Annotated in this window: 19 protein-coding genes; 12 read left to right on the forward strand and 7 right to left on the reverse strand. The window is 51.3% G+C overall.

The genetic code is table 11. The features are described 5' to 3' along the window. The 4 genes from ACRCZA_RS09380 to gpmM all read right to left on the reverse strand — a co-directional run. Positions 1 to 350, reverse strand: a 350-nt coding sequence (locus ACRCZA_RS09380; protein WP_438674180.1) for a divergent polysaccharide deacetylase family protein, incomplete at its 3' end; no start/stop codon positions are given. A gap of 119 nt (positions 351 to 469) precedes the next feature. Then, positions 470 to 1780 carry a S41 family peptidase gene (locus ACRCZA_RS09385; RefSeq protein WP_438674181.1) on the reverse strand — a complete coding sequence of 437 codons (1311 nt, stop codon included), beginning with the start codon at positions 1778 to 1780 and terminating at the stop codon, positions 470 to 472. 32 nt (positions 1781 to 1812) lie between these two features. Continuing rightward, positions 1813 to 2946 (reverse strand): murein hydrolase activator EnvC family protein, encoded by a 1134-nt coding sequence (locus ACRCZA_RS09390; protein WP_438674182.1) that lies wholly within the window; start codon positions 2944 to 2946, stop codon positions 1813 to 1815. A gap of 10 nt (positions 2947 to 2956) precedes the next feature. Then, complete coding sequence (gene gpmM, locus ACRCZA_RS09395; protein WP_438674183.1) at positions 2957 to 4501, reverse strand: 2,3-bisphosphoglycerate-independent phosphoglycerate mutase; 1545 nt, start codon at positions 4499 to 4501, stop codon at positions 2957 to 2959. 231 nt (positions 4502 to 4732) lie between these two features. Here gpmM and ACRCZA_RS09400 point away from each other — a divergent pair, with 231 nt between their 5' ends. The 7 genes from ACRCZA_RS09400 to ACRCZA_RS09430 all read left to right on the forward strand — a co-directional run bounded on the left by ACRCZA_RS09400 (position 4733) and on the right by ACRCZA_RS09430 (position 10185). Further along, positions 4733 to 5167: a rhodanese-like domain-containing protein gene (locus ACRCZA_RS09400; protein WP_438674184.1), complete on the forward strand. Its 435-nt coding sequence runs from the start codon at positions 4733 to 4735 to the stop codon at positions 5165 to 5167. A 269-nt stretch (positions 5168 to 5436) separates the two neighbouring features. Beyond that, positions 5437 to 5922, forward strand: a complete 486-nt coding sequence (gene secB, locus ACRCZA_RS09405) for a protein-export chaperone SecB (RefSeq protein WP_438674185.1) — start codon at positions 5437 to 5439, stop codon at positions 5920 to 5922. Positions 5923 to 5926: 4 nt separating this feature from the next. Next, the gene (gene gpsA, locus ACRCZA_RS09410) at positions 5927 to 6943 is read left to right on the forward strand and encodes an NAD(P)H-dependent glycerol-3-phosphate dehydrogenase (RefSeq protein WP_438674186.1); all 1017 of its coding nucleotides are present in this window, start codon (positions 5927 to 5929) and stop codon (positions 6941 to 6943) included. Positions 6944 to 7136: 193 nt separating this feature from the next. Continuing rightward, the gene (locus tag ACRCZA_RS09415; RefSeq protein WP_438674187.1) at positions 7137 to 8321 is read left to right on the forward strand and encodes an NAD(P)/FAD-dependent oxidoreductase; all 1185 of its coding nucleotides are present in this window, start codon (positions 7137 to 7139) and stop codon (positions 8319 to 8321) included. Between the two features lie 215 nt (positions 8322 to 8536). Continuing rightward, positions 8537 to 9217, forward strand: coding sequence for an acireductone synthase (gene mtnC, locus ACRCZA_RS09420; RefSeq protein WP_438674188.1), 681 nt, complete (start codon positions 8537 to 8539; stop codon positions 9215 to 9217). A gap of 175 nt (positions 9218 to 9392) precedes the next feature. After that, the gene (locus ACRCZA_RS09425; RefSeq protein WP_438674189.1) at positions 9393 to 9857 is read left to right on the forward strand and encodes an acyl-CoA thioesterase; all 465 of its coding nucleotides are present in this window, start codon (positions 9393 to 9395) and stop codon (positions 9855 to 9857) included. A 61-nt stretch (positions 9858 to 9918) separates the two neighbouring features. Further along, positions 9919 to 10185 (forward strand): GNAT family N-acetyltransferase, encoded by a 267-nt coding sequence (locus tag ACRCZA_RS09430; RefSeq protein ID WP_438674190.1) that lies wholly within the window; start codon positions 9919 to 9921, stop codon positions 10183 to 10185. Between the two features lie 185 nt (positions 10186 to 10370). Here the strand turns inward: ACRCZA_RS09430 and ACRCZA_RS09435 are convergent, their stop codons facing one another. Then, positions 10371 to 10796: an acyl-CoA thioesterase gene (locus tag ACRCZA_RS09435; RefSeq protein ID WP_438674191.1), complete on the reverse strand. Its 426-nt coding sequence runs from the start codon at positions 10794 to 10796 to the stop codon at positions 10371 to 10373. A 341-nt stretch (positions 10797 to 11137) separates the two neighbouring features. After that, positions 11138 to 12946 carry an AMP-dependent synthetase/ligase gene (locus tag ACRCZA_RS09440; protein WP_438674198.1) on the reverse strand — a complete coding sequence of 603 codons (1809 nt, stop codon included), beginning with the start codon at positions 12944 to 12946 and terminating at the stop codon, positions 11138 to 11140. A 578-nt stretch (positions 12947 to 13524) separates the two neighbouring features. Between ACRCZA_RS09440 and ACRCZA_RS09445 the strand changes: the two genes are divergently transcribed. The 4 genes from ACRCZA_RS09445 (at position 13525) to ACRCZA_RS09460 (ending at position 17645) form a co-directional block, all read left to right on the forward strand. After that, a complete protein-coding gene (locus ACRCZA_RS09445; protein WP_438674192.1) occupies positions 13525 to 15204 on the forward strand; it encodes an alpha/beta hydrolase in 1680 nt (559 codons plus the stop codon). Then, positions 15201 to 15935, forward strand: coding sequence for an ABC transporter ATP-binding protein (locus ACRCZA_RS09450; protein WP_438674193.1), 735 nt, complete (start codon positions 15201 to 15203; stop codon positions 15933 to 15935). The genes ACRCZA_RS09445 and ACRCZA_RS09450 overlap by 4 nt, the downstream gene beginning before the upstream one ends. A gap of 97 nt (positions 15936 to 16032) precedes the next feature. Next, a complete protein-coding gene (locus ACRCZA_RS09455) occupies positions 16033 to 17172 on the forward strand; it encodes an ABC transporter permease (protein WP_438674194.1) in 1140 nt (379 codons plus the stop codon). 95 nt (positions 17173 to 17267) lie between these two features. Beyond that, the gene (locus ACRCZA_RS09460; protein ID WP_438674195.1) at positions 17268 to 17645 is read left to right on the forward strand and encodes a VOC family protein; all 378 of its coding nucleotides are present in this window, start codon (positions 17268 to 17270) and stop codon (positions 17643 to 17645) included. Between the two features lie 197 nt (positions 17646 to 17842). Here the strand turns inward: ACRCZA_RS09460 and mog are convergent, their stop codons facing one another. Further along, on the reverse strand, positions 17843 to 18376 hold the full coding sequence (gene mog, locus ACRCZA_RS09465; protein ID WP_438674196.1) for a molybdopterin adenylyltransferase: 534 nt from the start codon (positions 18374 to 18376) through the stop codon (positions 17843 to 17845). Positions 18377 to 18669: 293 nt separating this feature from the next. On the opposite strand from mog, the gene ACRCZA_RS09470 reads away from it, so the two are divergent. After that, the coding region (locus ACRCZA_RS09470) for an MATE family efflux transporter (protein WP_438674197.1) at positions 18670 to 19247 on the forward strand (578 nt) is incomplete at its 3' end.

A 19247-nucleotide genomic window follows, 5' to 3' on the forward strand; every position in this document is an offset into this window, starting at 1 on the left:
TTGTTGACCCCTCGGGCGCAGGGAATGCTGGCTATCGCGGCGAAAACGGCTGCTTGGACCTGCGCTTTATTCATAGTCTCTGTTAACCCCAAGGGGCCTAGGGCTTTGCCGTTAAGGGCTTGCATGGGCAAGTGCAGCATGATTTCGTGGCCGCTGGCTAGCCCTGCTTGGGCAAGTTGTTCGCTGTGTGGGGCGAGAGGGAGGACCGACAGGGTGACGGCGCTGGGGAGTTCAAGCGCCGTGTTATCGGTGTGTCGATAACCGAGGTCATCGATAATCAATGCTATTTTTGCCCCATAACATGGGGCGGCGGCGAGGGCCAGCAAGGTCAACATTGGTAGAAGGCGCACTGGATTTTATGTTTTTCCTTGTGTTATTGGGTCGCTTGCCTGTCACTTTATGGCTCAGCCGCGCGCGTGCGCTGCTGAGCTTTTGCAAGTGATGGTGGTGTCACTGACATTAAGCGTTGCTATTTATCGTGGTGCCGTATCCAGCTGATTGCGGTGCTAACCAGAGGATCTTGGGCTGCCTGACTCGTCGTTTGTGTGGCATCGATTATAGCCTTAGTGTCTGGGGATGGGCGAGTTGGGTTGGAGAATTTGATGTCTGGCTCGATGCCTATCTCATGGATATTATCCCCTTTGGGAGTGTTGTATTGGGCGATGGTCAGTTTGATGGCGTTACCGTCATTGAGGATGGGGATCAGGTTTTGCACCGTGCCCTTGCCAAAGCTGGTTTCTCCTAAGAGAGTGGCGCGCTCATTTTCTTGCAGGGCGGCGGCCAACACCTCGGCGGCAGAGGCTGACCCTTTGTTGATCAGCACCAGCATGGGGACGTTGGTGAGCATGGTTTGTGGTGACGCAAAGTAGTCGGCGTTGGCATCGAAAAAGCGGCCGCTGGTTGAGACAATTTTACCCTTTGCGAGAAATAAATCGGCAACCTCTATCGCTTGGTCGAAGAGTCCGCCGGGGTTGTTGCGAAGATCTAAAATTACCCCGGTGAGCGAGCGAGTTTGCCACTGGGCGAGAGTGCGGATCATCTCGGCGGTGGTGTTTTCTTGGAAGCTGCTTAAGCGAATGTAGCCAATATGATTGTCAATGAGCTTACTCGTCACCGATTGAATGTTAATTTGGCTGGGTGCGAGGGTGACCTGATATTCCGTGCCGCTGTTAAGCTGGGTTAGGGTGAGCATAATGCTTTGCTTGCGCAAGCTGTGCTGTTTGATTTCAGTGAGTATGTCGTTGAGATTTTTTTCAGAAATGGCGGTGTGATTGAGTTTGATGATCCTATCGCCCGCTTGGATCCCGGCGCGTTGGGCGGGTGAGTTGGCGAAGGGCGCGATGATGCTTAAGTGATCTTTATCGCTGGCCACCTCAAAACCATAGCCAAAGTATTCCCCCCGATTGGTATCTTGTAGGTCGAGCAGATCTTGATGCTTTAAAAAGCTGGAATAGGGATCTAGATGCTCAAAAATGCCCTGAATAGCGGCTTGGACCAACTCCTCACGCGTGACGGTTTTCACATAGTAAGTCTCAACCGTTTCAAGCACATCCTGCAATAGCGGATAGCCAAATTCGTCGCTGATGTTATGGTTGATGTTGTGATTGATGTTATGGCTTATGTCGTCGCAGGTATGCTCACTGAGCGGGTTATTTTTATGGTCACTGCGTAGGTGGGCATCACTCTGGCTCGAGGCGTGCTCTTGGCTGGAGAGGCTAATGCAAAGGCCAAGTAGCAGGCCGATTCCCAGATGGGCGATATTGCGAATGAGTTGCTGCATGGTGGCCCCCGTTGATTCTGGGGGCCGCCACGTTAGCGACAGTATTTCGCTGGATCGACGGCTTGCCCCTTATACCTTATTTCGAAGTATAGGCCAGGCTCTGTCTGTCCACCCGAACGGCCGACTAATGCAATAGTTTCGCCTTTTTTGATCATCTCCCCCGGGCTTTTTAACAGGGTTTGGGCGTGACCATAAAGACTCATGTAGCCTTTGCCGTGGTCAATGACCATCACCATACCAAAGCCGCGCAACCAGTCGGCGTAGATCACTTTCCCCCCCGATACCGCGCGGATATTTTGCCCTTCTGGCGCGGATAACATCGTGCCTTTCCACACCACTTGGCCTGAGCGCGGACTGCCAAAGCTGGCGCTGACTCGGCCTTTAGTCGGCCATTTGAGTTTGCCATTTTGGTTGCCGATGCCTTCCATGGAGGGCGTGTCTTTCATTGCTCGCAGCGCCTGTTCGACGACACGCTTGATGCTAGCCTCTTCAATTTGCAGCTGTTCTAGTTCGGCGCCCTTAGTGCTGAGGGTGCGCTGCAATTCATTGAGGGTCTGTTGACGCTGGTGTTGCTCTTGGGCTAAGCGCTTGGATTGTACCTGTTGTTCGGCCATCAGCTTGGTGAGTTGCTGCTGTTTGCTGGTTTGTGTGGCCTTGATGTCATCGAGCTCAGTCAGCGTTTGTTTTAAGGCGTTGATGGACGCCATTCGCGCTTTGTTGAGGTATTGATAGTATGCCAGCATACGCTCCATGGTTGCGGGGCTTTGCTGGTTGAGCATCATCTTAGTGTAATCGTGGTTACCCGCTAAATAGGCGCTCGCCAGTTGTTTCGACAAGGTGTGTTGCTGGCTAAGCTTGAGGGTTTCTAACTCCTCTTGGCGCTGTTTGAGTTCGGCAAGCGTATTATCTATTTGCGCCAAGCTGGTTTTGGTGCCGTTGACTTTTTTGGCCGCGGTGGCAATGGCTTGTTCATCACTGCGAAGCAGCGACAGTAATTTTTCCCGTTGTTTACTGGTGTTTTTAAGCGCGTTTTGTTGTTGATTGATTTGCGCTTGGATGGATTTCAGCTCTGATTGACGCTTCTGCAAATCAGAAGCGTTAGCCGAAAACGTTAACATCATAAAGCCAGCAAGAACGCTGGCTTGTACAAAGAGTCGAGTGCTCACTAGGTAACGGTTACTCTTTAATGTGGATTAATGGCTTGCCCGTCATCTCGGCAGGTATCGCTTCGCCCAGAAGATGCAAGATAGTTGGAGCGACATCACTGAGTTTGCCACCCGTCTCGATCGTCGCATCGCGGCCGACAAAGATAAAAGGCACGAGCTCACTCGTGTGGGCCGTATGGGCTTGGCCTGTGGTTTCGTCGGTCATTTGTTCGGCGTTGCCGTGATCTGCGGTAATGATGCATTCCCCACCAACCTTGGCCAGCGCATCAACCACTCGGCCGATACAGGCGTCAACCGCTTCACAGGCCTTGACGGCAGCAGCAAAATTGCCAGTGTGGCCGACCATATCGCCATTAGGGTAGTTGCAGACGATCACATCGTATTGAGCGGACTCAATTGCTGCGACCAGTTTATCGGTCAGCTCGGTTGAGCTCATCTCGGGCTGTAAATCGTAAGTGGCGACCTTGGGTGAGTTGATCAGAATGCGATCTTCACCTGCAAAGGGCTCTTCTTTACCGCCGTTGAAGAAAAAGGTTACATGGGCATATTTTTCGGTTTCGGAGATCCGTAGTTGGGTGCGGCCCTGGTTTTGGAGCACTTCGCCTAAGGTATTTACAAGGTTTTCAGATGGATAAGCAATTGGCGCGTGAATATCTGCCGCATATTCCGTCAGGGTGACAAAGTGAACCTTGGGTGTTACCGCGCGGGCAAAACCATCGAAATCGGCATTGATAAAGCTGCGAGTGATTTGGCGAGCCCGGTCAGCGCGGAAGTTCATAAAAATCAGCGCGTCGCCATCTTGCAATGTGGCAACCTGGCCTTGGCTATCGGTGATGGCGGATGATGACACAAATTCATCGTTTTCATCGCGGCCATAGGCGGCGTCTAATGCAGCCACGGCGCTCGTGTACTGAAACTTTGCCTGACCTTGGGTGATGAGCTCATAGGCTTGGGAGACGCGGTCCCAGCGATTGTCCCGATCCATGGCAAAGTAACGGCCGATAACGGATGCAATACGGCCACGACCTAAGGATGTAAAGAGTTGTTCAAAATGGCTTAAACTGCCTTTGGCGCTGCGGGGCGGGGTGTCGCGCCCATCGAGGAAGGCGTGCAGATAAACCTGAGTTGCCCCGCGTGCGACGGCCATGCGGCACATGGCTTCAATATGTTCTTCATGGCTGTGAACGCCGCCGGGAGAAAGTAAGCCCATAATGTGCACCGCGCCGCCAGCGGCTATCGCCGCATCAATGGCGTGGCATAGGGCGGGATTGTGCTCAAACTCATGATCGCTAATGGCTTTACTGATGCGCGTGAGCTCTTGGTACACAATGCGGCCAGAGCCTAAATTGATGTGGCCTACTTCAGAGTTACCCATTTGGCCGTCGGGCAGACCAACATCGAGCCCCGAACCCGAAATCAAACCGTGGGGATATTGGGCATTGAGGCGGTCGAGCACTGGGGTGTTGGCATGGAAAATCGCATTCATGTGCGTATTTTCACGGTAGCCCCAGCCATCGAGGATCAATAACGCAATGGGGCGTTTAGGGGTCGTCATGGTATTTCCTTTAGGGGTTAAGAAGCGCGATAAATCTGAAATTGGTCAAATATTACTACGTTAGCTGAGTCCAAAAAAGCGCTTTACAGAGATTAAGGCGAGCGAAGCGCCGATTTGATCCTCGGTGCGCGGGCTGGGTCGCCTTACTGCGACTAAACTGCTGCAATCTGCTAAGGCAATGGGTATACTCTGTGCCCTCATCGACTTTTGCCATTTATACGGGCTGTAATCATGCAAGAATATATCGAATTTTTTAAAGCTAACCCTATGTTAAGTCTGGCTTGGGTGGGTTTATTTGTTGTACTCGTGGTCACTGTGATCAAGTCGAGCCTCTCGAAAATTAAAACCATTAATCATCAAGAGCTCACTATGATGGTGAATCGTCAGGATGCCAAAGTGGTGGACGTGCGCTCAAGCGATGAGTTCCGTAAGGGTCATATTGTTGATGCAGTTAACGTTACGCTTGCGGAAATCAAAAATAATCAAACTACTGCCCTTGAAAAGTATAAAGGCAGTCCCATTATACTCGTATGCAATGCCGGCATGACCTCATCTCAAGCCGCTCAGCTTTTAAGTAAACAGGGTTTCGAGAATCTGTATAACTTAAAAGGCGGTATGGGTGAATGGCATGCTGCGAATATGCCGGTTTCAAAAAGCAAAAGATAAGTTGTCGACGGCAGTGATGAGGTGTGCGGTAGCTGAATATTCTCAAGCAGCACAAGCGTCATCATTGCTGGGTACACTGAACCTGCGGTCGCGATGGTTTTACAGTCAATGTGTAGACTCATTAGCATGCCGTGCTTTAGGGTGACAAGTGGGAACGGCGCAGGGAGCTACAGCAGGCCTTAAGTCGTAAAGCTCAAATAAAATAGACAGATAAGTTAGCCTTCGACGAAGGGCTGGCACAACAACATTGATAGGATAGGTAGAAAATTATGGCTGAAGTAGCAAACAACGAACAACAAGCCCCACAATTCAACATCCAACGCGTGTACACCAAAGATGTTTCTTTTGAAACGCCTAACAGCCCAGCAGTATTCCAAAAAGAATGGAATCCAGAGGTTAAGTTAGATCTAGACACGCGCAGCGCGAAATTGGCCGATGACGTTTACGAAGTGGTTCTGTCGTTGACAGTGACTGCTCAAAACGGCGGCGAAACGGCATTCCTGTGTGAAGTACAGCAAGCAGGTATCTTCTCTATCGCAGGCTTAACTGAGCCACAACTGGCACATTCATTAGGTGCATATTGCCCTAACATTCTATTCCCTTATGCTCGTGAAGCGGTAAGCAGCTTAGTTTCTCGTGGTACTTTCCCACAATTGAACTTAGCACCAGTCAACTTTGACGCTCTGTTTGCCCAATACGTGCAACAACGCCAAGCTGCAGCCGCTGCACCAGCTGCTGAAGAAGCAAACGCATAATTACATGAAAAACTCTGCCGATATCACGGTGTTAGGGGCGGGCTCATATGGCACCGCCCTTGCCATCTCTTTAGCCAGCAACGGTCACAAAACGCTGTTATGGGGACACGACCCCGTACACATGCAAACGCTGGCACAGGACAAGTGCAACCAAGCCTTTTTGCCTGATATTGCGTTCCCGGCCTGCTTAGAGGTCGAGGCCGATTTGGCTAAAGCCTTAGCCGCCAGTAACAATGTGTTGGTGGTTGTGCCGAGCCATGTGTTTGGTGCTGTGCTTGAACAAGCCAAGCCTTTATTGCGTCCCGATGCTCGCATTGTATGGGCGACTAAAGGACTTGAGCCAGAAACTGGCCGCCTGTTACAGGATGTCGCCCGTGATGTGCTTGGTGATAAGTATCCGTTAGCGGTGTTGTCTGGGCCAACCTTTGCCAAAGAATTGGCCATGGGATTACCGACGGCAATATCGGTCGCGGGAACCTGTCCCCAGTTTACTGAGGAACTGGTGGAATTGCTCCACAGCCCTAAACGCCTGCGGGTGTACGCTAACGACGACTTTATCGGTCTGCAATTAGGCGGCGCGGTAAAGAATGTTATCGCCATTGGTGCAGGGATGTCTGACGGAATTGGCTTTGGTGCCAATGCCCGTACGGCATTAATCACCCGTGGTTTAGTCGAGCTGACACGCCTAGGTGAAGCCTTGGGTGCCAATGCGGCCACCTTTATGGGCATGGCGGGCCTCGGTGATTTGGTGCTAACTTGCACCGACAACCAATCTCGAAATCGCCGTTTTGGTTTGGCCCTCGGTCAAGGTTGTGATGTCGACACCGCTCAGGCTGAAATTGGCCAAGTGGTTGAAGGTTATCGCAATACCAAAGAGGTGTTTACCCTTGCTAAGCGTCTTGGGGTAGAAATGCCGATCACTGAGCAAATTTACCAAGTGTTGTATCAAGGAAAGTCGCCGCTCGATGGCGCTAAAGAACTGCTGGGCAGAGAGAAGAAATCAGAAACGCCTACTCAGTAACGGGTCGGGGCGGATATTAAGCTGTAATGCCTAATAGGTGAAAGGGTGCTAAAATAGCGCCCTTTTTTATGCCCGATCGCCAAGGGCGTTGATGCTCCCGATAGTAGACCGGCACCGCCTTTATCTATCAAGGCCTGATGCTGAAGGGGGATGGCTTGCCATTTTGAATCAATTTATCAACGGGAGTATGAGTGTGAAACATCATGATGTGATTATTATCGGAGCTGGCGCCGCAGGGTTAATGTGTGCTGCAACAGCGGGTTACCGAGGTCGTGATGTGCTGGTACTCGATAATGCCAAGCAAGCTGGCCGTAAAATTCTCATCAGCGGCGGTGGCCGTTGTAACTTCACCAACCTTAAAGTCGAACCCGCTAACTTTATCTGTGGCAATCCGCATTTTGTTAAATCAGCGCTGGCGCGTTATCCCTCACAGCAATTTATCGAACTGGTTGAACGCCACGGGATTGAATATCACGAGCGCGACCATGGCCAATTGTTTTGTAATGATTCCGCCAAAGACATTGTCACTATGCTGCTGACGGAGTGCGACTGGGCGGGCGTGAGCATCCAACTGCGCACCGATATTTTATCCGTTCGTAAAAGCGAAGCTGGCCGCTTTGAGTTGAACACCTCGAACGGTGAGCTAAGTTGTGATGCCCTGGTTGTTGCCACCGGCGGCTTATCTATGCCCAAGCTCGGCGCCACGCCTTACGGTTATCAATTGGCCGAGCAGTTTGGCCTTAATGTATTGCCTACCCACGCGGGGCTTGTGCCTTTTACCTGGCATAGCGACGATAAGATTCGCTTCGAGCCCTTGTCTGGCATAGCGGTGCCGAGCCGCATTACCGCCAAAAATGGTACCCACTTTAGCGAGGCGCTGCTGTTCACTCACCGCGGTCTATCTGGCCCCGCGATTTTGCAAATTTCCAACTATTGGCAAGCGGGCGAGACTATAGAAATCAATTTATTACCCAATATGGATCTGGCGCAGGCGCTCGAGCAACAACTCGCCGCGCACCCCAAGCAAAGTTTGCGCAATACCTTAAGTCAGTGGTTACCTAAGCGGCTGGTGGAAGTATTATTCGATGAGGCTTTATTAAACAAAGCGTTAAATCAATTAGTGCATGCAGAGCGCGCCAAGCTGGTTGATGATTTGCACTGCTGGACAGTATTAATGAATGGCACCGAAGGCTATCGTACCGCCGAAGTGACGCTAGGCGGTGTCGACACCCACGAGTTGTCCTCTAAAACCATGGAGGCCAGCAAAGTTGCCGGCCTGTATTTTATTGGCGAAGTAATGGATGTCAGTGGTTGGTTGGGCGGGTTTAATTTCCAGTGGGCTTGGGCCTCTGGGGTCGCTGCCGGACAAGCGGTGTAGCAGTGTTTGGGGCATAAAGTTGGTATCCTTGGGGGGACTTGTTTACCCCTTTATTGTCACTCGACAAACAGGCCTCGCTTGCTTAGCTCATTGCGGGCGGCGGCTTTTGATTGGTGTGATAGGCTTTGGGTGAAATCCGCTAGCCAATGACGTCAATAACGCTTAGGATCGGAACTGCATTTTTTAGCCAACATATTGTGGAGTATCAAAACATTATGGGTATCAGAGCCATAGTTGTAGACACGGCAGGCACCACGACAGACCTCAACTTTATCCAAGATGTACTCTTTCCTTATTCAGTCAAAGCCTTACCTGATTTTTTGGCGCAGAATCAACATAATGTCTTGGTTGAAAACTGTATCTGTGACACTAAGGATATCGCCCTCGAGCCCGAGGCGGATTTAGCTCGCGTGACTCAAATTTTGCAGCATTGGGTCAGTGAAGACCGTAAGGCGACCCCGCTGAAAACCCTGCAAGGCTTGATTTGGAAGCAAGGCTACGCCCAGGGTGAGTTTAAGGGGCACATTTTTCCCGATTTTATTGAGGCGGTTAAGCGTTACAGCAAGCAAAATTTGCGGATTTACAGTTTTTCATCGGGCTCGGTCGATGCGCAAAAATTGTTATTTAGCCACAGCGATGGCGGCGATTTAACGGCGATGTTTAATGGCCATTTTGATACCCGTACTGGTAACAAATTGGATAAGCAAGCTTACTGCAATATTCTTAACACCATCAGCTTAAGCCCTAAACAAGTACTGTTTGTGTCTGATGTGCTGGAAGAATTAAAGGCTGCCGACGCCGCCGGGATGATGACCTGCCAAATGGTGCGTGATAGCGCGCAGCGCACGGGGGATTTCCGTAAGGTGACTAGCTTTGATGAGCTGATTATCGACTGATGTGTCGGCGCTAATATGCGGTTTAACCCGCAGCCCTATTCATCGAGAAAGCGACCTTAAGGTCGCTTTTTGTTATATGTTGTCCAGCGTCAATAGGATATCTTCACTTGTCGCGGGGTTATGATACTGCTAGTCTGGCGTGATTAAACGAGCGTTTCAATTTAGGATGATTGCCATGGACATCGCAATGGACATTGTATCGAAAAATGCGAGCGAACAGTTCCTCGCGCAGCACCCTATCGTGACCGAAATCCCCGTGGCGTGGGGCGAAATGGATGCCTTGCAGCATGTTAATAATGTGGTGTATTTCCGCTATTTCGAAACCGCGCGTATCGACTTTTTTAATCGCCTCTTTCCGCTCGAGACCCTGTATCAATCCGGTGTCGGCCCGGTGATCAGCGAGAATCAGGCGCGCTATAAACGCCCGGTGACCTTTCCCGATACCCTGTTAGTCAGTGTAAGCATCAGCGATATTCAACGCGATAGATTTACCATGCATTATCAGGTGTTTAGTAAAAAGCAGCAGGCGGTAACGACCTTAGGCACATCGGTGGCGGTGATGTTTAATTTTCAAACGGGTCAAAAAGCCGAGCTTCCCACAGAATTACTCGCCCTTCTTAAACAACACGAACAAGCTTAAGCTAACCGAGTCGATGGCTAAACTGCCAGCACATTTTAGGCCGTATTCAGAGGGAGTTTGTATGTCAGAAAAAGCACAAATTGCAATCACCATTGAACATCAACAGGATAAACAACGCTTTGTGATCCCCGTTGATGGGCATGAGGCGGTGCTAGAATATCGACTCGATGGCAAACATATCAATTTTTGCCGCACTTATGTCCCCGACGAGCTGCGCGGCAAAGGTCTGGCCGAGCGTTTAGTGCGCCATGGTTTGAAGTGGGCTAAAGCCCAGCATTTCGAGATACAAGCCAGTTGCTGGTATGTGCAAAAGTTTTTGAAAAACTAGCCAGAATCCCCCATACCGCAGGCTTGCTTGCGCTGTTGCAGAGCGCCTCCCCCGGCAGAAGCGTGTCTTAGGGCTTTACTGCCGGTGACCGTTATGGCGATGTCAGCTACGGAACATAAACTTGCTCACTTAAACTTCTGAACTTAAGCTTCCAAACTAAAACTGACGAACTAAAACTGACGAACTTAAGCTTCATTGGCTTGTGTGTTTGGGCCGCTTAAGCTAGCGAGAACGGTACGGATCCCCGTCGGGATTGGCCGGCTTTTTTCGCTGCCGTAGTCGTAGTGCACTAAGGTGGTTTTCACTTCGGCAGTTTTATTGCCGGCTTGCCAACAGGTTTGGGTCAGCTCAAAACTGCTATTGCCGATACGGCTAACATAGGTTTTTACCGTCACGCTTTTGCCGTAGTACGTCGGTGCGATAAAGGCCACGGTAAAGCCTGCCACAATTAAGTTCCACTGATGTAAATCCAACTCGGGATTAAAAATCTCGAAGATTGGCGTACGCGCCGCCTCGCACCATACAGGGATCACGGTGTTGTTGATGTGGCCTAGGCCGTCGGTTTCGGTAAATCGCGGGTGGATGTCGAGGCTTAATTCGGTGACAGACATGGGGCATTTCCTTTTATTATCAATAAACCGCAGTGAAGATGCGCCATAGGTTATCAGGGAAATGACTCGAAAGCGTCGCCAATATTGATGCTTTCGCTTAAGGCTCTCAATCGTAACCATTGAGGCGTAACCGTTTAGGGGCTGCCACTGAGGTAAAGCGCCTTCGGGAGAATGCCTGAGGGAGGGCGGCTTTTAGGTGAGTAAACTTATCGATTACGCTTGCGAGACTGAATGTGCAGGGCAGAGCTTACGCCATGTGGCTCCATGGCATGCCTCTCGAGCGGGGGAGGCTGATGATGCAAAAGGCCGCAGAGCGGCCTTTTGGGACAAGTCGTTAATTGTTAACTGTTGTACATAGCATTAATTTCGTGGGCGTATTTATGGTAGATCATCTTACGGCGCAGCTTAAGGGTCGGCGTAATCAAGCCCGCCTCCATTGAAAAGGCCTCCGGCAGCAGAGTGAACTTTTTAATTTGCTCAAAGCCTGCCAGTTCATGTTGTAGCTGTTTGAGGCGCTGCTCAAAATGCTCAACCACATGGCTATGGCGTAATAGCTCCAGTGAGGACTCGTATTTCAGGCCCTTTTCCTTCGCCCACGCTTCGAGGGACTCAAATGCCGGCACGATTAACGCGGTAACATAGTTACGCGCATCGGCAATAATCGCCACCTGTTCGATGAACGGGCAGCAACCTACCGCGCCTTCAACTCTTTGTGGTGCAATGTATTTGCCGTTTGAGGTCTTCATTAATTCTTTGATGCGATCGGTGATAAACAGGTTGCCGTTGGCATCGATACGGCCAGCATCGCCGGTTTTTAACCAGCCATCTTCAAAGGCGGCCGCGGTCTCTTCTGGGCGATTGTAATAGCCGCGCATCACGCTGGCGCTGCGCACTAGAATCTCATCATCTTTACCGAGTTTGATCTCGGTTTCGGGCAGCGGTTTGCCGTTTGAGCCTGGCACGCGATTGTCTAAGGTGTTGCAGGTGACCGTTGCATTGGTTTCGGTCATGCCGTAACCACAAAGTACTGGCACACCAATGGCATGGAAGAAAGCCCCGACATTGATATCGAGAGCCGCGCCACCACAGGGCATAAATTTTAAGCGGCCACCGAGCACGGCTTGCAGCTTGCTGTAGACCAGTTTATTGGCCAATTGCCACTGCAGCGATAAACCGAGGCTGCCTGTTGCGCGGCCTTGGTTGACTTCGAACTGGCGCTCGCCCACACGCATCGCCCACGCAAACAGCTTTTTACGCCCCTCGGCGGATTTGGCGACTTTATCTTGGACTGCGCTATACACTTTTTCCAGAAAACGTGGCACTACGCACAGGGTGTGTGGGCGCACGGCACTGATCGCCTCTTTGACTCTGTGGGTATTTTGCAGATAAACGTTATGGCCACCGCGGCACAGTACGTAAAAACTCCAGCTGCGCTCAAACACATGGCTCAGCGGCAGGAAAGCCAAGGAGACATCGCCGCAGCCAAAGGCCAGCTTTTGGTCGTGTTGGCGTATGGTGGCGGCCATGTTGCGATAATCCAGCATCACCCCTTTGGGATCACCCGTGGTGCCCGAGGTATAAATTAAGGTAAGCAGATCATCAAGATGAGTTTGTTGTAGGCGCGTGGCCAATTCGCCCGCTTGGTCTGCGCCTAGGGTTGCCTCGTCGGCTAATAGGGCATCAAGCGAAAAGTGCTGCTGCGCTTTATCAGCGGCGATGACGACGCTGCTATCAAAAACAATCACATGCTCTAGGCTTGGGCAATGTTTTTGCAGCTCGCAGGCCATGGCATATTGTTTGGCATCATCAACAAATATCACCTTAGCGGCGGCATCGTTAACGATAAAACTGGCTTGCTCAAGGGTGCTGGTGGGGTAAATCGGCACCACAATCGCACGGCTCTTGAGTGCGCCCACATCGGCACAGGTCCACTGCGGGCAGTTTTGTGCGAGGATGACGCAGCGGTCTTGCACTTGTACGCCCAATTGGATCAACACCTGTGCAATTTTATTGCTGATGTGATCGAATGCTTGCCAGCTCACTTGATGCCAAGGAGCCGCCATTTCAAAACCTTCCAGCGCAATAGCGTCCTTTAACGACTGGCTCTGCTGCTGTAAAAGTTGAATTAGATGATATTGTTCGAGAGACATAGGGGACTCACCTTTTAGCTTACAAGTGTACCGCTTTGGCCGCATTCTACCCGAAGGCGACATAAAAACTAAGAGTTTTTGCTCTAAGCTTGTACAAATGTCGCTCCCGTCACGTTGTCCATTAACATTTTGCAGTAAGGCACCTGCTGCCGTAAGGCGTGGATGCTCGAATGCCTGATGTTGTCGCTGAGCGTCCTGTTGGGCTTGCGTGACGCAGGTGAGTAAGCCAGCGCGGCCGACGCTGGGGATGCGGGCGACGTTGGCTGAAGCTCTGCCGCTTGGCGAATTGGCTAAAGCAATCATGGCGTGGCGTAAGTGGAGCCCGTGGCGCAAGGTGAGGGGGGCTAATATGCCCCGATGCTTGAGTTTAGCTTGATACTTCAACTCATTTTGATACTTTAGCGTATCTTGATATTTCTGTTTATTTCATTCAGTTGCGTATGTTAACGCGCCAGCATTGCTTGGCTCTCTGTGGTTGTTACGGCGCCCTTCGGCGCCATTTTGGGGGTGTTGGGCGGCGAATGCAGTGGCTCTGCGGCTAAGTTATTATGGTTTTCAACACAAAAAGGAAAGGTTCTATGGCACAGAGGAAGTTGAATCACGCCCTGCGGCAGGGGTTGCCCGTGCGCTTGGGTGGCATGAAGGGCGAGGGCGGCTTGGATTGGCGTCGGGGCGCGATCGGGCTTATCTGCGCCGTGGGCGCCTGTGTGAGCGGTATGCTCTCGGCGCAGTCGCTCAGTATCGGGGCGCACCTGTCTGCGAGCAGCCAACCCTCGAATGCTCCGTCCTCTACGCTGTTATCCCCGTCGGCGCCGGCAAGTACCTGTTATGTGGAAGGCGTCTCCGACCGCTTGCAGTGCGGCTTTGTGACCGTGCCCGAAAATCCCAATCAGCCCGATGGCAAGCAGATCTCTGTGCATTATGTTGTCCTGCCGGCGGTGAAAAATGATAACCATGAAGAAGCGCTATTAGCCATCGCTGGCGGCCCGGGGCAATCGGCCATTGATAATGCGGCAAGCTTTAATGCCATGCTAAACAAGGTGCGGCAGCAGCGAGATATTTTGCTTATCGATCAACGCGGTACTGGTCGCTCAAACCTACTTAATTGCGATGTAGGCGAACAATCCTTACTTGCCATCAACGACGACAACATCGATAGCTTAGCCGAGGCGCAAAAATGCCGAGATCAATTGGCGGGTAGCGATGTCACCCAATACGGCAGTCTCAATGCGGTGAAAGACTTCGAAGCCGTGCGCGCCCATTTAGGCTACAAAAAGCTGCATTTATACGGCATTTCCTACGGTACACGCATGGCGCAGCTTTATATGCGCTTGTATCCCGAACATTTAGCCACGGTCACCTTAGACGGCATAGTGCCGATGCAGCAGGGCGTATTAGAAATTGGCGCGGCGATTGAGCGTGGCTTTGATTTGCTATTTAAAGACTGCCAGCAAACTGCAGCCTGTCATGCCCAGTTTCCTGAGCTTAAGGCCGAATTTGACCAAGTGGTTGCGAAATTGACTGAAGGGCCAATCACGGAGCAAGTACACGACCCCGTCACAGGTGAAAAAACGTTGCTCACCATGACCCGCGCGAAGTTTTACGGTGCGATCAGAATGGCGCTGTATCAAACCAACGTGCGCGCCTTAATCCCCCATGGGATCCATCAAGCCGCCAAAGGGAATTATCAACCGCTACTCGGATTGTATGCCTTAACGACCGATGGTGCGGGCATGGCGATGGGCATGCACGCCTCCGTAGTGTGTGGCGAAGACATCCATCGCATCACCCCGGCGATGCGTGAACAAGCTAAAACCTCCTATGTCGGCAAAACCATGCTCGACAGTCTCGAGGCCTCTTGCTCGGTGTGGAAGGTGCCGCCCGTCGATGCCAGCTTTAGTGAACCGATTAAAAGCGATATCCCAACACTGTTGCTCTCGGGTGAAATCGACCCCGCCACCCCACCGAGTTGGGGGGAGCTTGCCATGGAAAAACTCAGCAACGCCAAACACTTTATCGCGCCCTACGCGACCCATGGGGTGGCCTATCAGTCCTGCGCCAATCACTTAGTGGCCGAGTTGGTGCGTACTGGCTCGGTTAAGGATCTCGATGGTGAATGTTTGAAGAAGGATGTGCGTCGTAGCTTTTATTTAAATGCCAGCTCGGTTGAGCCGCTCACAACCGAAGCCGCCACCCCATCAGCCCCATCAGCCAAAGCTAAGGATAAGCCCAGCACTGGAGCCAAGGAGTCATTATGATCAAAGTATCTCATCTTTCTAAGCGCATCGGCGAAGTGCAGGCCTTAAACGATTTGAGTTTTGTGGCCGAAAATGGCCAAATTACCGGCCTACTCGGCCCCAATGGCGCGGGTAAAACCACCTGTTTACGCACCATTTTTGGCTTGTTAAAACCCGATACCGGTACCGCTGAAATTGAAGGTATCGATGTCGCCCTCGACCCGATTGGTGCCAAGCAGCAGCTAGGCTTATTCCCTGATCCTTTTGGCTTGTATGAACGCCTCACGCCACGGGAATATATCCGTTACTTTGCCGAACTCAGTGGTTTATCCGCAAGCGATGCCAAGGCGGCCACCAGTCAGGTTATCGCCAAACTGCGCCTCGAAGATATCAGCGAGCGCCGCTGCAAAGGCTTCTCCCAAGGGCAACGAATGAAAACCGCCCTCGCTCAAGCCATTGTCCACAACCCGAGCAATATTATCCTCGACGAACCGACCCGTGGGCTGGATGTGATGAGCACCCGTTTGCTGCGCGATATTCTTATCGACCTTAAAAATCAAGGGCATTGCGTGCTGTTTTCCAGCCATGTGATGCAGGAAGTCGCGGCCTTGTGCGATCAAGTGATCGTCATGGCCAAGGGCCGAGTGGTCGCCATCGGCAGCCCTGAGCAGCTTTGCACACAAACGGGTAAAGCCTCGCTTGAAGATGCCTTTATTGAGCTTATCGGTACCGATGAGGGCATTGCCGCATGATGATGCTTAACAATCACAGCATTAACGCTCACACACATTGCGATAACGCCTGCTTAGGTTTAAGAGCGAACGGTCACACTCGGGATAAGGAATAATCATGAATAAAATCATCGCAATGGTTCGCAAGGAGTTGCTCGACGCCGCCCGCGATAAACGCTCGGTGATGGCGGGACTCTACTACGCCATCGGTACGCCGCTGATCATGTGTGGCCTGTTTATGGTGTTAATCGGCCAGCTCACCAGTCCGGACGATCTTAAAATCCGCATCACTAACCCCGACAAAGCACCGGACTTAGTGCGGTTTTTATCCAACAAGGGCATAACGCAAGGTGAAACTGGCACGAAGGATCTCAAAGCCATTGAGCTTATCATCAGTCCCGACTATGCCAAGGAGATGAACCAAGGCAAAGGCGCCGAGATCACTATCGTTGCTGATAATTCCGAGGAAAAACTGCAAAACTCGATTCGGCGCTTAGAGAAACAGTTGCAGGCCTATAGCGCCGAAATGGGCAGCCTACGCTTGATTGCCCGTGGTATCGATCCTCGCGTGGTGCAGCCACTCAAAGTGAATATCCACGATCAGGCCACCACCGACTCTAAAGGCGGAATGATTTTGGGGCTGGCGATTTTCACTATGATTTACTCAGTGTTTATCTCGGGGATGAATTTGGCCATCGACACCAGCGCCGGTGAGCGTGAGCGTAACTCTTTGGCATTGTTACTCAGCCACCCGCTGACGACGCGCCAATTAGTGCTCTCTAAAATCATCGCCGTCGGTCTGTTTGCCATGCTCGGTTTAGTGTTGATTTTATTGGTATCTAAGGTCGCCTATGCCTTCGTACCTTGGCAGGAACTTGGCTTTAGCGTCAACATTACCAGCAAGTTTATGGCGCTGATGCTGCTGGTCGGTATCCCCGTCGCCCTGATGGCCGCTTGTTTGCAATTGTTTGTGTCTTTTATGGCCAAAACCTTTAAGGAGGCACAGTCCTACCTGACCATGGTGCTGTTTGTGCCTTTGGCGCTGTCGATGGCGGCCAGCTATAACATTGCACCAGAGGTGCTGCAGTGGCTGCCGGTCTCAGGTCAGCAGCAGGCGCTGATGGACTTTGTCAAAGGTAAGGATTTGCCGCTGTTGCAGTTATTGGTCTCTACCTTAGGTACGCTCGCCATTGCCCTCATCCTCGCCTTCGGAATGGAGAAATCCCTTAAAAGCGAGAAGGTGGTTTTTGGCTTGTAGTTTGGTTTAGCCATTTCTGCATGTTCATCAAGCTAGACATTGGTTGCGGGATGTCGCAGAGTAACGTCCGACGTTGTTTAACAAAAGGAATGAGTATGTTTAGCCATATTATGATTGGAGCAAATGATGTTGAAAAATCAAAAGTTTTTTATGATGCCATCCTATCAGTATTAGGGTATCCCGCGGGCGTGATGGATGCCAAAGGCCGCTGTATTTATGTCAATAATGGCGGAGTGTTAGCGATCACTAAACCCATCAACGGCGAAGCCGCTACCCATGGCAATGGTATGACGATTGGCCTTAAAGTGAGTAGCCCGGCGTTGGTCGATGCTTGGCATGTCGCTGGATTAGCTAACGGTGGCGTGGCCTGTGAAGATCCGCCGGGCATTAGAGTGAGCGGTGATAAAAAGCTGTATTTAGCTTATTTACGCGATCCTGCTGGCAATAAGTTGTGCGCCACTCACTATATGTAATGAAATAGCGTGATGTAATGGAATAGCGTGCTGAAAAGCTATCGTGAACCGCTCCGTTAAGGGCAGGGCGTTTACGATTGGCTGGGCGATTGAGGTGAGCAATAAAAAACCACTGTTTATACAGTGGTTTTTTTGTTGAGTGACTTACGCTGCGCTGCCGTCACGGCTGGCAACTTAAGGTTCTGGGTAACTTAAGGCTATTTGGCTTTGGGCCTAAAGGGTTTGATCACCGCTTCGTTGCACTCTAAATAGGGGCCTTCCATGAGATCAATGCAATAAGGAATGGCGGGGAATACCGCATCTAAACATTCGCGAATAGATTTAGGTTTGCCGGGCAGGTTGACGATCAAAGAGTCGCCCCGTAAGCCTGCGGTTTGGCGCGATAAAATGGCCGTTGGGACAAACTTTAATGACTCGGCGCGCATTAGCTCACCAAAGCCTGGCATCATGCGATCACACACGGCCTCGGTGGCCTCTGGGGTGACATCGCGTTTGGCAGGGCCGGTGCCACCGGTGGTGACAATCAAGCAGCAATCTTGCTCATCGGCCATCTTAATCAGGGTGGCTTCGATGATATCCTGCTCATCGGGGATCACTTGATAAATCGGCTCCCACTCGCTAGTGAGGTAGTCGTTAAGGGTATCGATAATCGCCTTGCCGGAGATATCCTCATAAATCCCCGCGCTGGCACGATCGCTGACCGTCACAATACCGATTTTTGCTTTGCTCATAGGAAATCCCCAATGGTGTCGAAATAAATCAAGGTTGAAAAAAAGCCTAGGAATAACGGCCAGAATAAATGAATGTCAGTTAGACCATAAGTTACTGCTAACATAGCACAAACGCCGGGAAAAGGGCGCGGGTAAAACGTGATGTGACTCGCGCAATAGGCGTTGAAAAATGCCGTCTACACTGGCGGGGTATGCCATTATGCACGCTGGGCACTGAGGTTTTTATCCATCGTTCACGCCCGTAGTTCACCGCAATCGCAATCAATCTAGGATAGCTCACTTGGTTTAACCTTATGTTTAACGTGTTTTGTAATAAGGCGAAAAATCGCCAACTGTTGGCGCTGGCGCTGCCAATGATCCTCTCAAATATCACCATCCCCTTGTTAGGGCTGGTGGATACGGCGGTGATTGGCCACCTCAGTGATGCCTATTACTTAGGCGGCGTGGCTCTTGGCGCGACGATGATCACGCTTATCCTTTGGTTGCTGGGCTTTTTGCGAATGGCGACCACCGGGTTGGTCGCGCAGGCCTATGGCGCTAACGATGTGCTCGGACAGCATAAGTTGTTAGTGCAGGGCGTGATGCTCGCAGTGCTGTTGGGGGGGGGTGCCATCGCCTTACAAGCGCCGATATTGGATCTTACCCTCAATTTAACGCAGGCGAGCAGTGAGGTTGAGCGCTATTGCCGCGAGTATTTTCAGGTGCGGGTGTGGTCGACCCCCTTTGCTCTCATCAATTTAGTGATGCTGGGCTGGTTGCTTGGGCGCCAGCAACCTAAGGCGGCGATGTGGCAGCTGATGATTGCCAATCTTGCCAATATTGTGCTCGATCTGCTGTTTGTGATCGGTTTGGCTTGGGGGGTGAAGGGGGC

This window comes from Shewanella sp. (assembly GCF_051658185.1).
Taxonomy (GTDB): domain Bacteria; phylum Pseudomonadota; class Gammaproteobacteria; order Enterobacterales; family Shewanellaceae; genus Shewanella.

Excerpts from the sequence above, each read along its gene's own strand:
- ACRCZA_RS09385 (WP_438674181.1), bottom strand. The coding sequence starts at position 1,780 with ATGCAGCAACTCATTCGCAATATCGCCCATCTGGGAATCGGCCTGCTA.
- gpmM (WP_438674183.1), bottom strand. The coding sequence starts at position 4,501 with ATGACGACCCCTAAACGCCCCATTGCGTTATTGATCCTCGATGGCTGG.
- ACRCZA_RS09400 (WP_438674184.1), top strand. The coding sequence starts at position 4,733 with ATGCAAGAATATATCGAATTTTTTAAAGCTAACCCTATGTTAAGTCTG.
- secB (WP_438674185.1), top strand. The coding sequence starts at position 5,437 with ATGGCTGAAGTAGCAAACAACGAACAACAAGCCCCACAATTCAACATC.
- gpsA (WP_438674186.1), top strand. The coding sequence starts at position 5,927 with ATGAAAAACTCTGCCGATATCACGGTGTTAGGGGCGGGCTCATATGGC.
- mtnC (WP_438674188.1), top strand. The coding sequence starts at position 8,537 with ATGGGTATCAGAGCCATAGTTGTAGACACGGCAGGCACCACGACAGAC.
- ACRCZA_RS09425 (WP_438674189.1), top strand. The coding sequence starts at position 9,393 with ATGGACATCGCAATGGACATTGTATCGAAAAATGCGAGCGAACAGTTC.
- ACRCZA_RS09430 (WP_438674190.1), top strand. The coding sequence starts at position 9,919 with ATGTCAGAAAAAGCACAAATTGCAATCACCATTGAACATCAACAGGAT.
- ACRCZA_RS09435 (WP_438674191.1), bottom strand. The coding sequence starts at position 10,796 with ATGTCTGTCACCGAATTAAGCCTCGACATCCACCCGCGATTTACCGAA.
- ACRCZA_RS09440 (WP_438674198.1), bottom strand. The coding sequence starts at position 12,946 with ATGTCTCTCGAACAATATCATCTAATTCAACTTTTACAGCAGCAGAGC.
- ACRCZA_RS09445 (WP_438674192.1), top strand. The coding sequence starts at position 13,525 with ATGGCACAGAGGAAGTTGAATCACGCCCTGCGGCAGGGGTTGCCCGTG.
- ACRCZA_RS09450 (WP_438674193.1), top strand. The coding sequence starts at position 15,201 with ATGATCAAAGTATCTCATCTTTCTAAGCGCATCGGCGAAGTGCAGGCC.
- ACRCZA_RS09455 (WP_438674194.1), top strand. The coding sequence starts at position 16,033 with ATGAATAAAATCATCGCAATGGTTCGCAAGGAGTTGCTCGACGCCGCC.
- ACRCZA_RS09460 (WP_438674195.1), top strand. The coding sequence starts at position 17,268 with ATGTTTAGCCATATTATGATTGGAGCAAATGATGTTGAAAAATCAAAA.
- mog (WP_438674196.1), bottom strand. The coding sequence starts at position 18,376 with ATGAGCAAAGCAAAAATCGGTATTGTGACGGTCAGCGATCGTGCCAGC.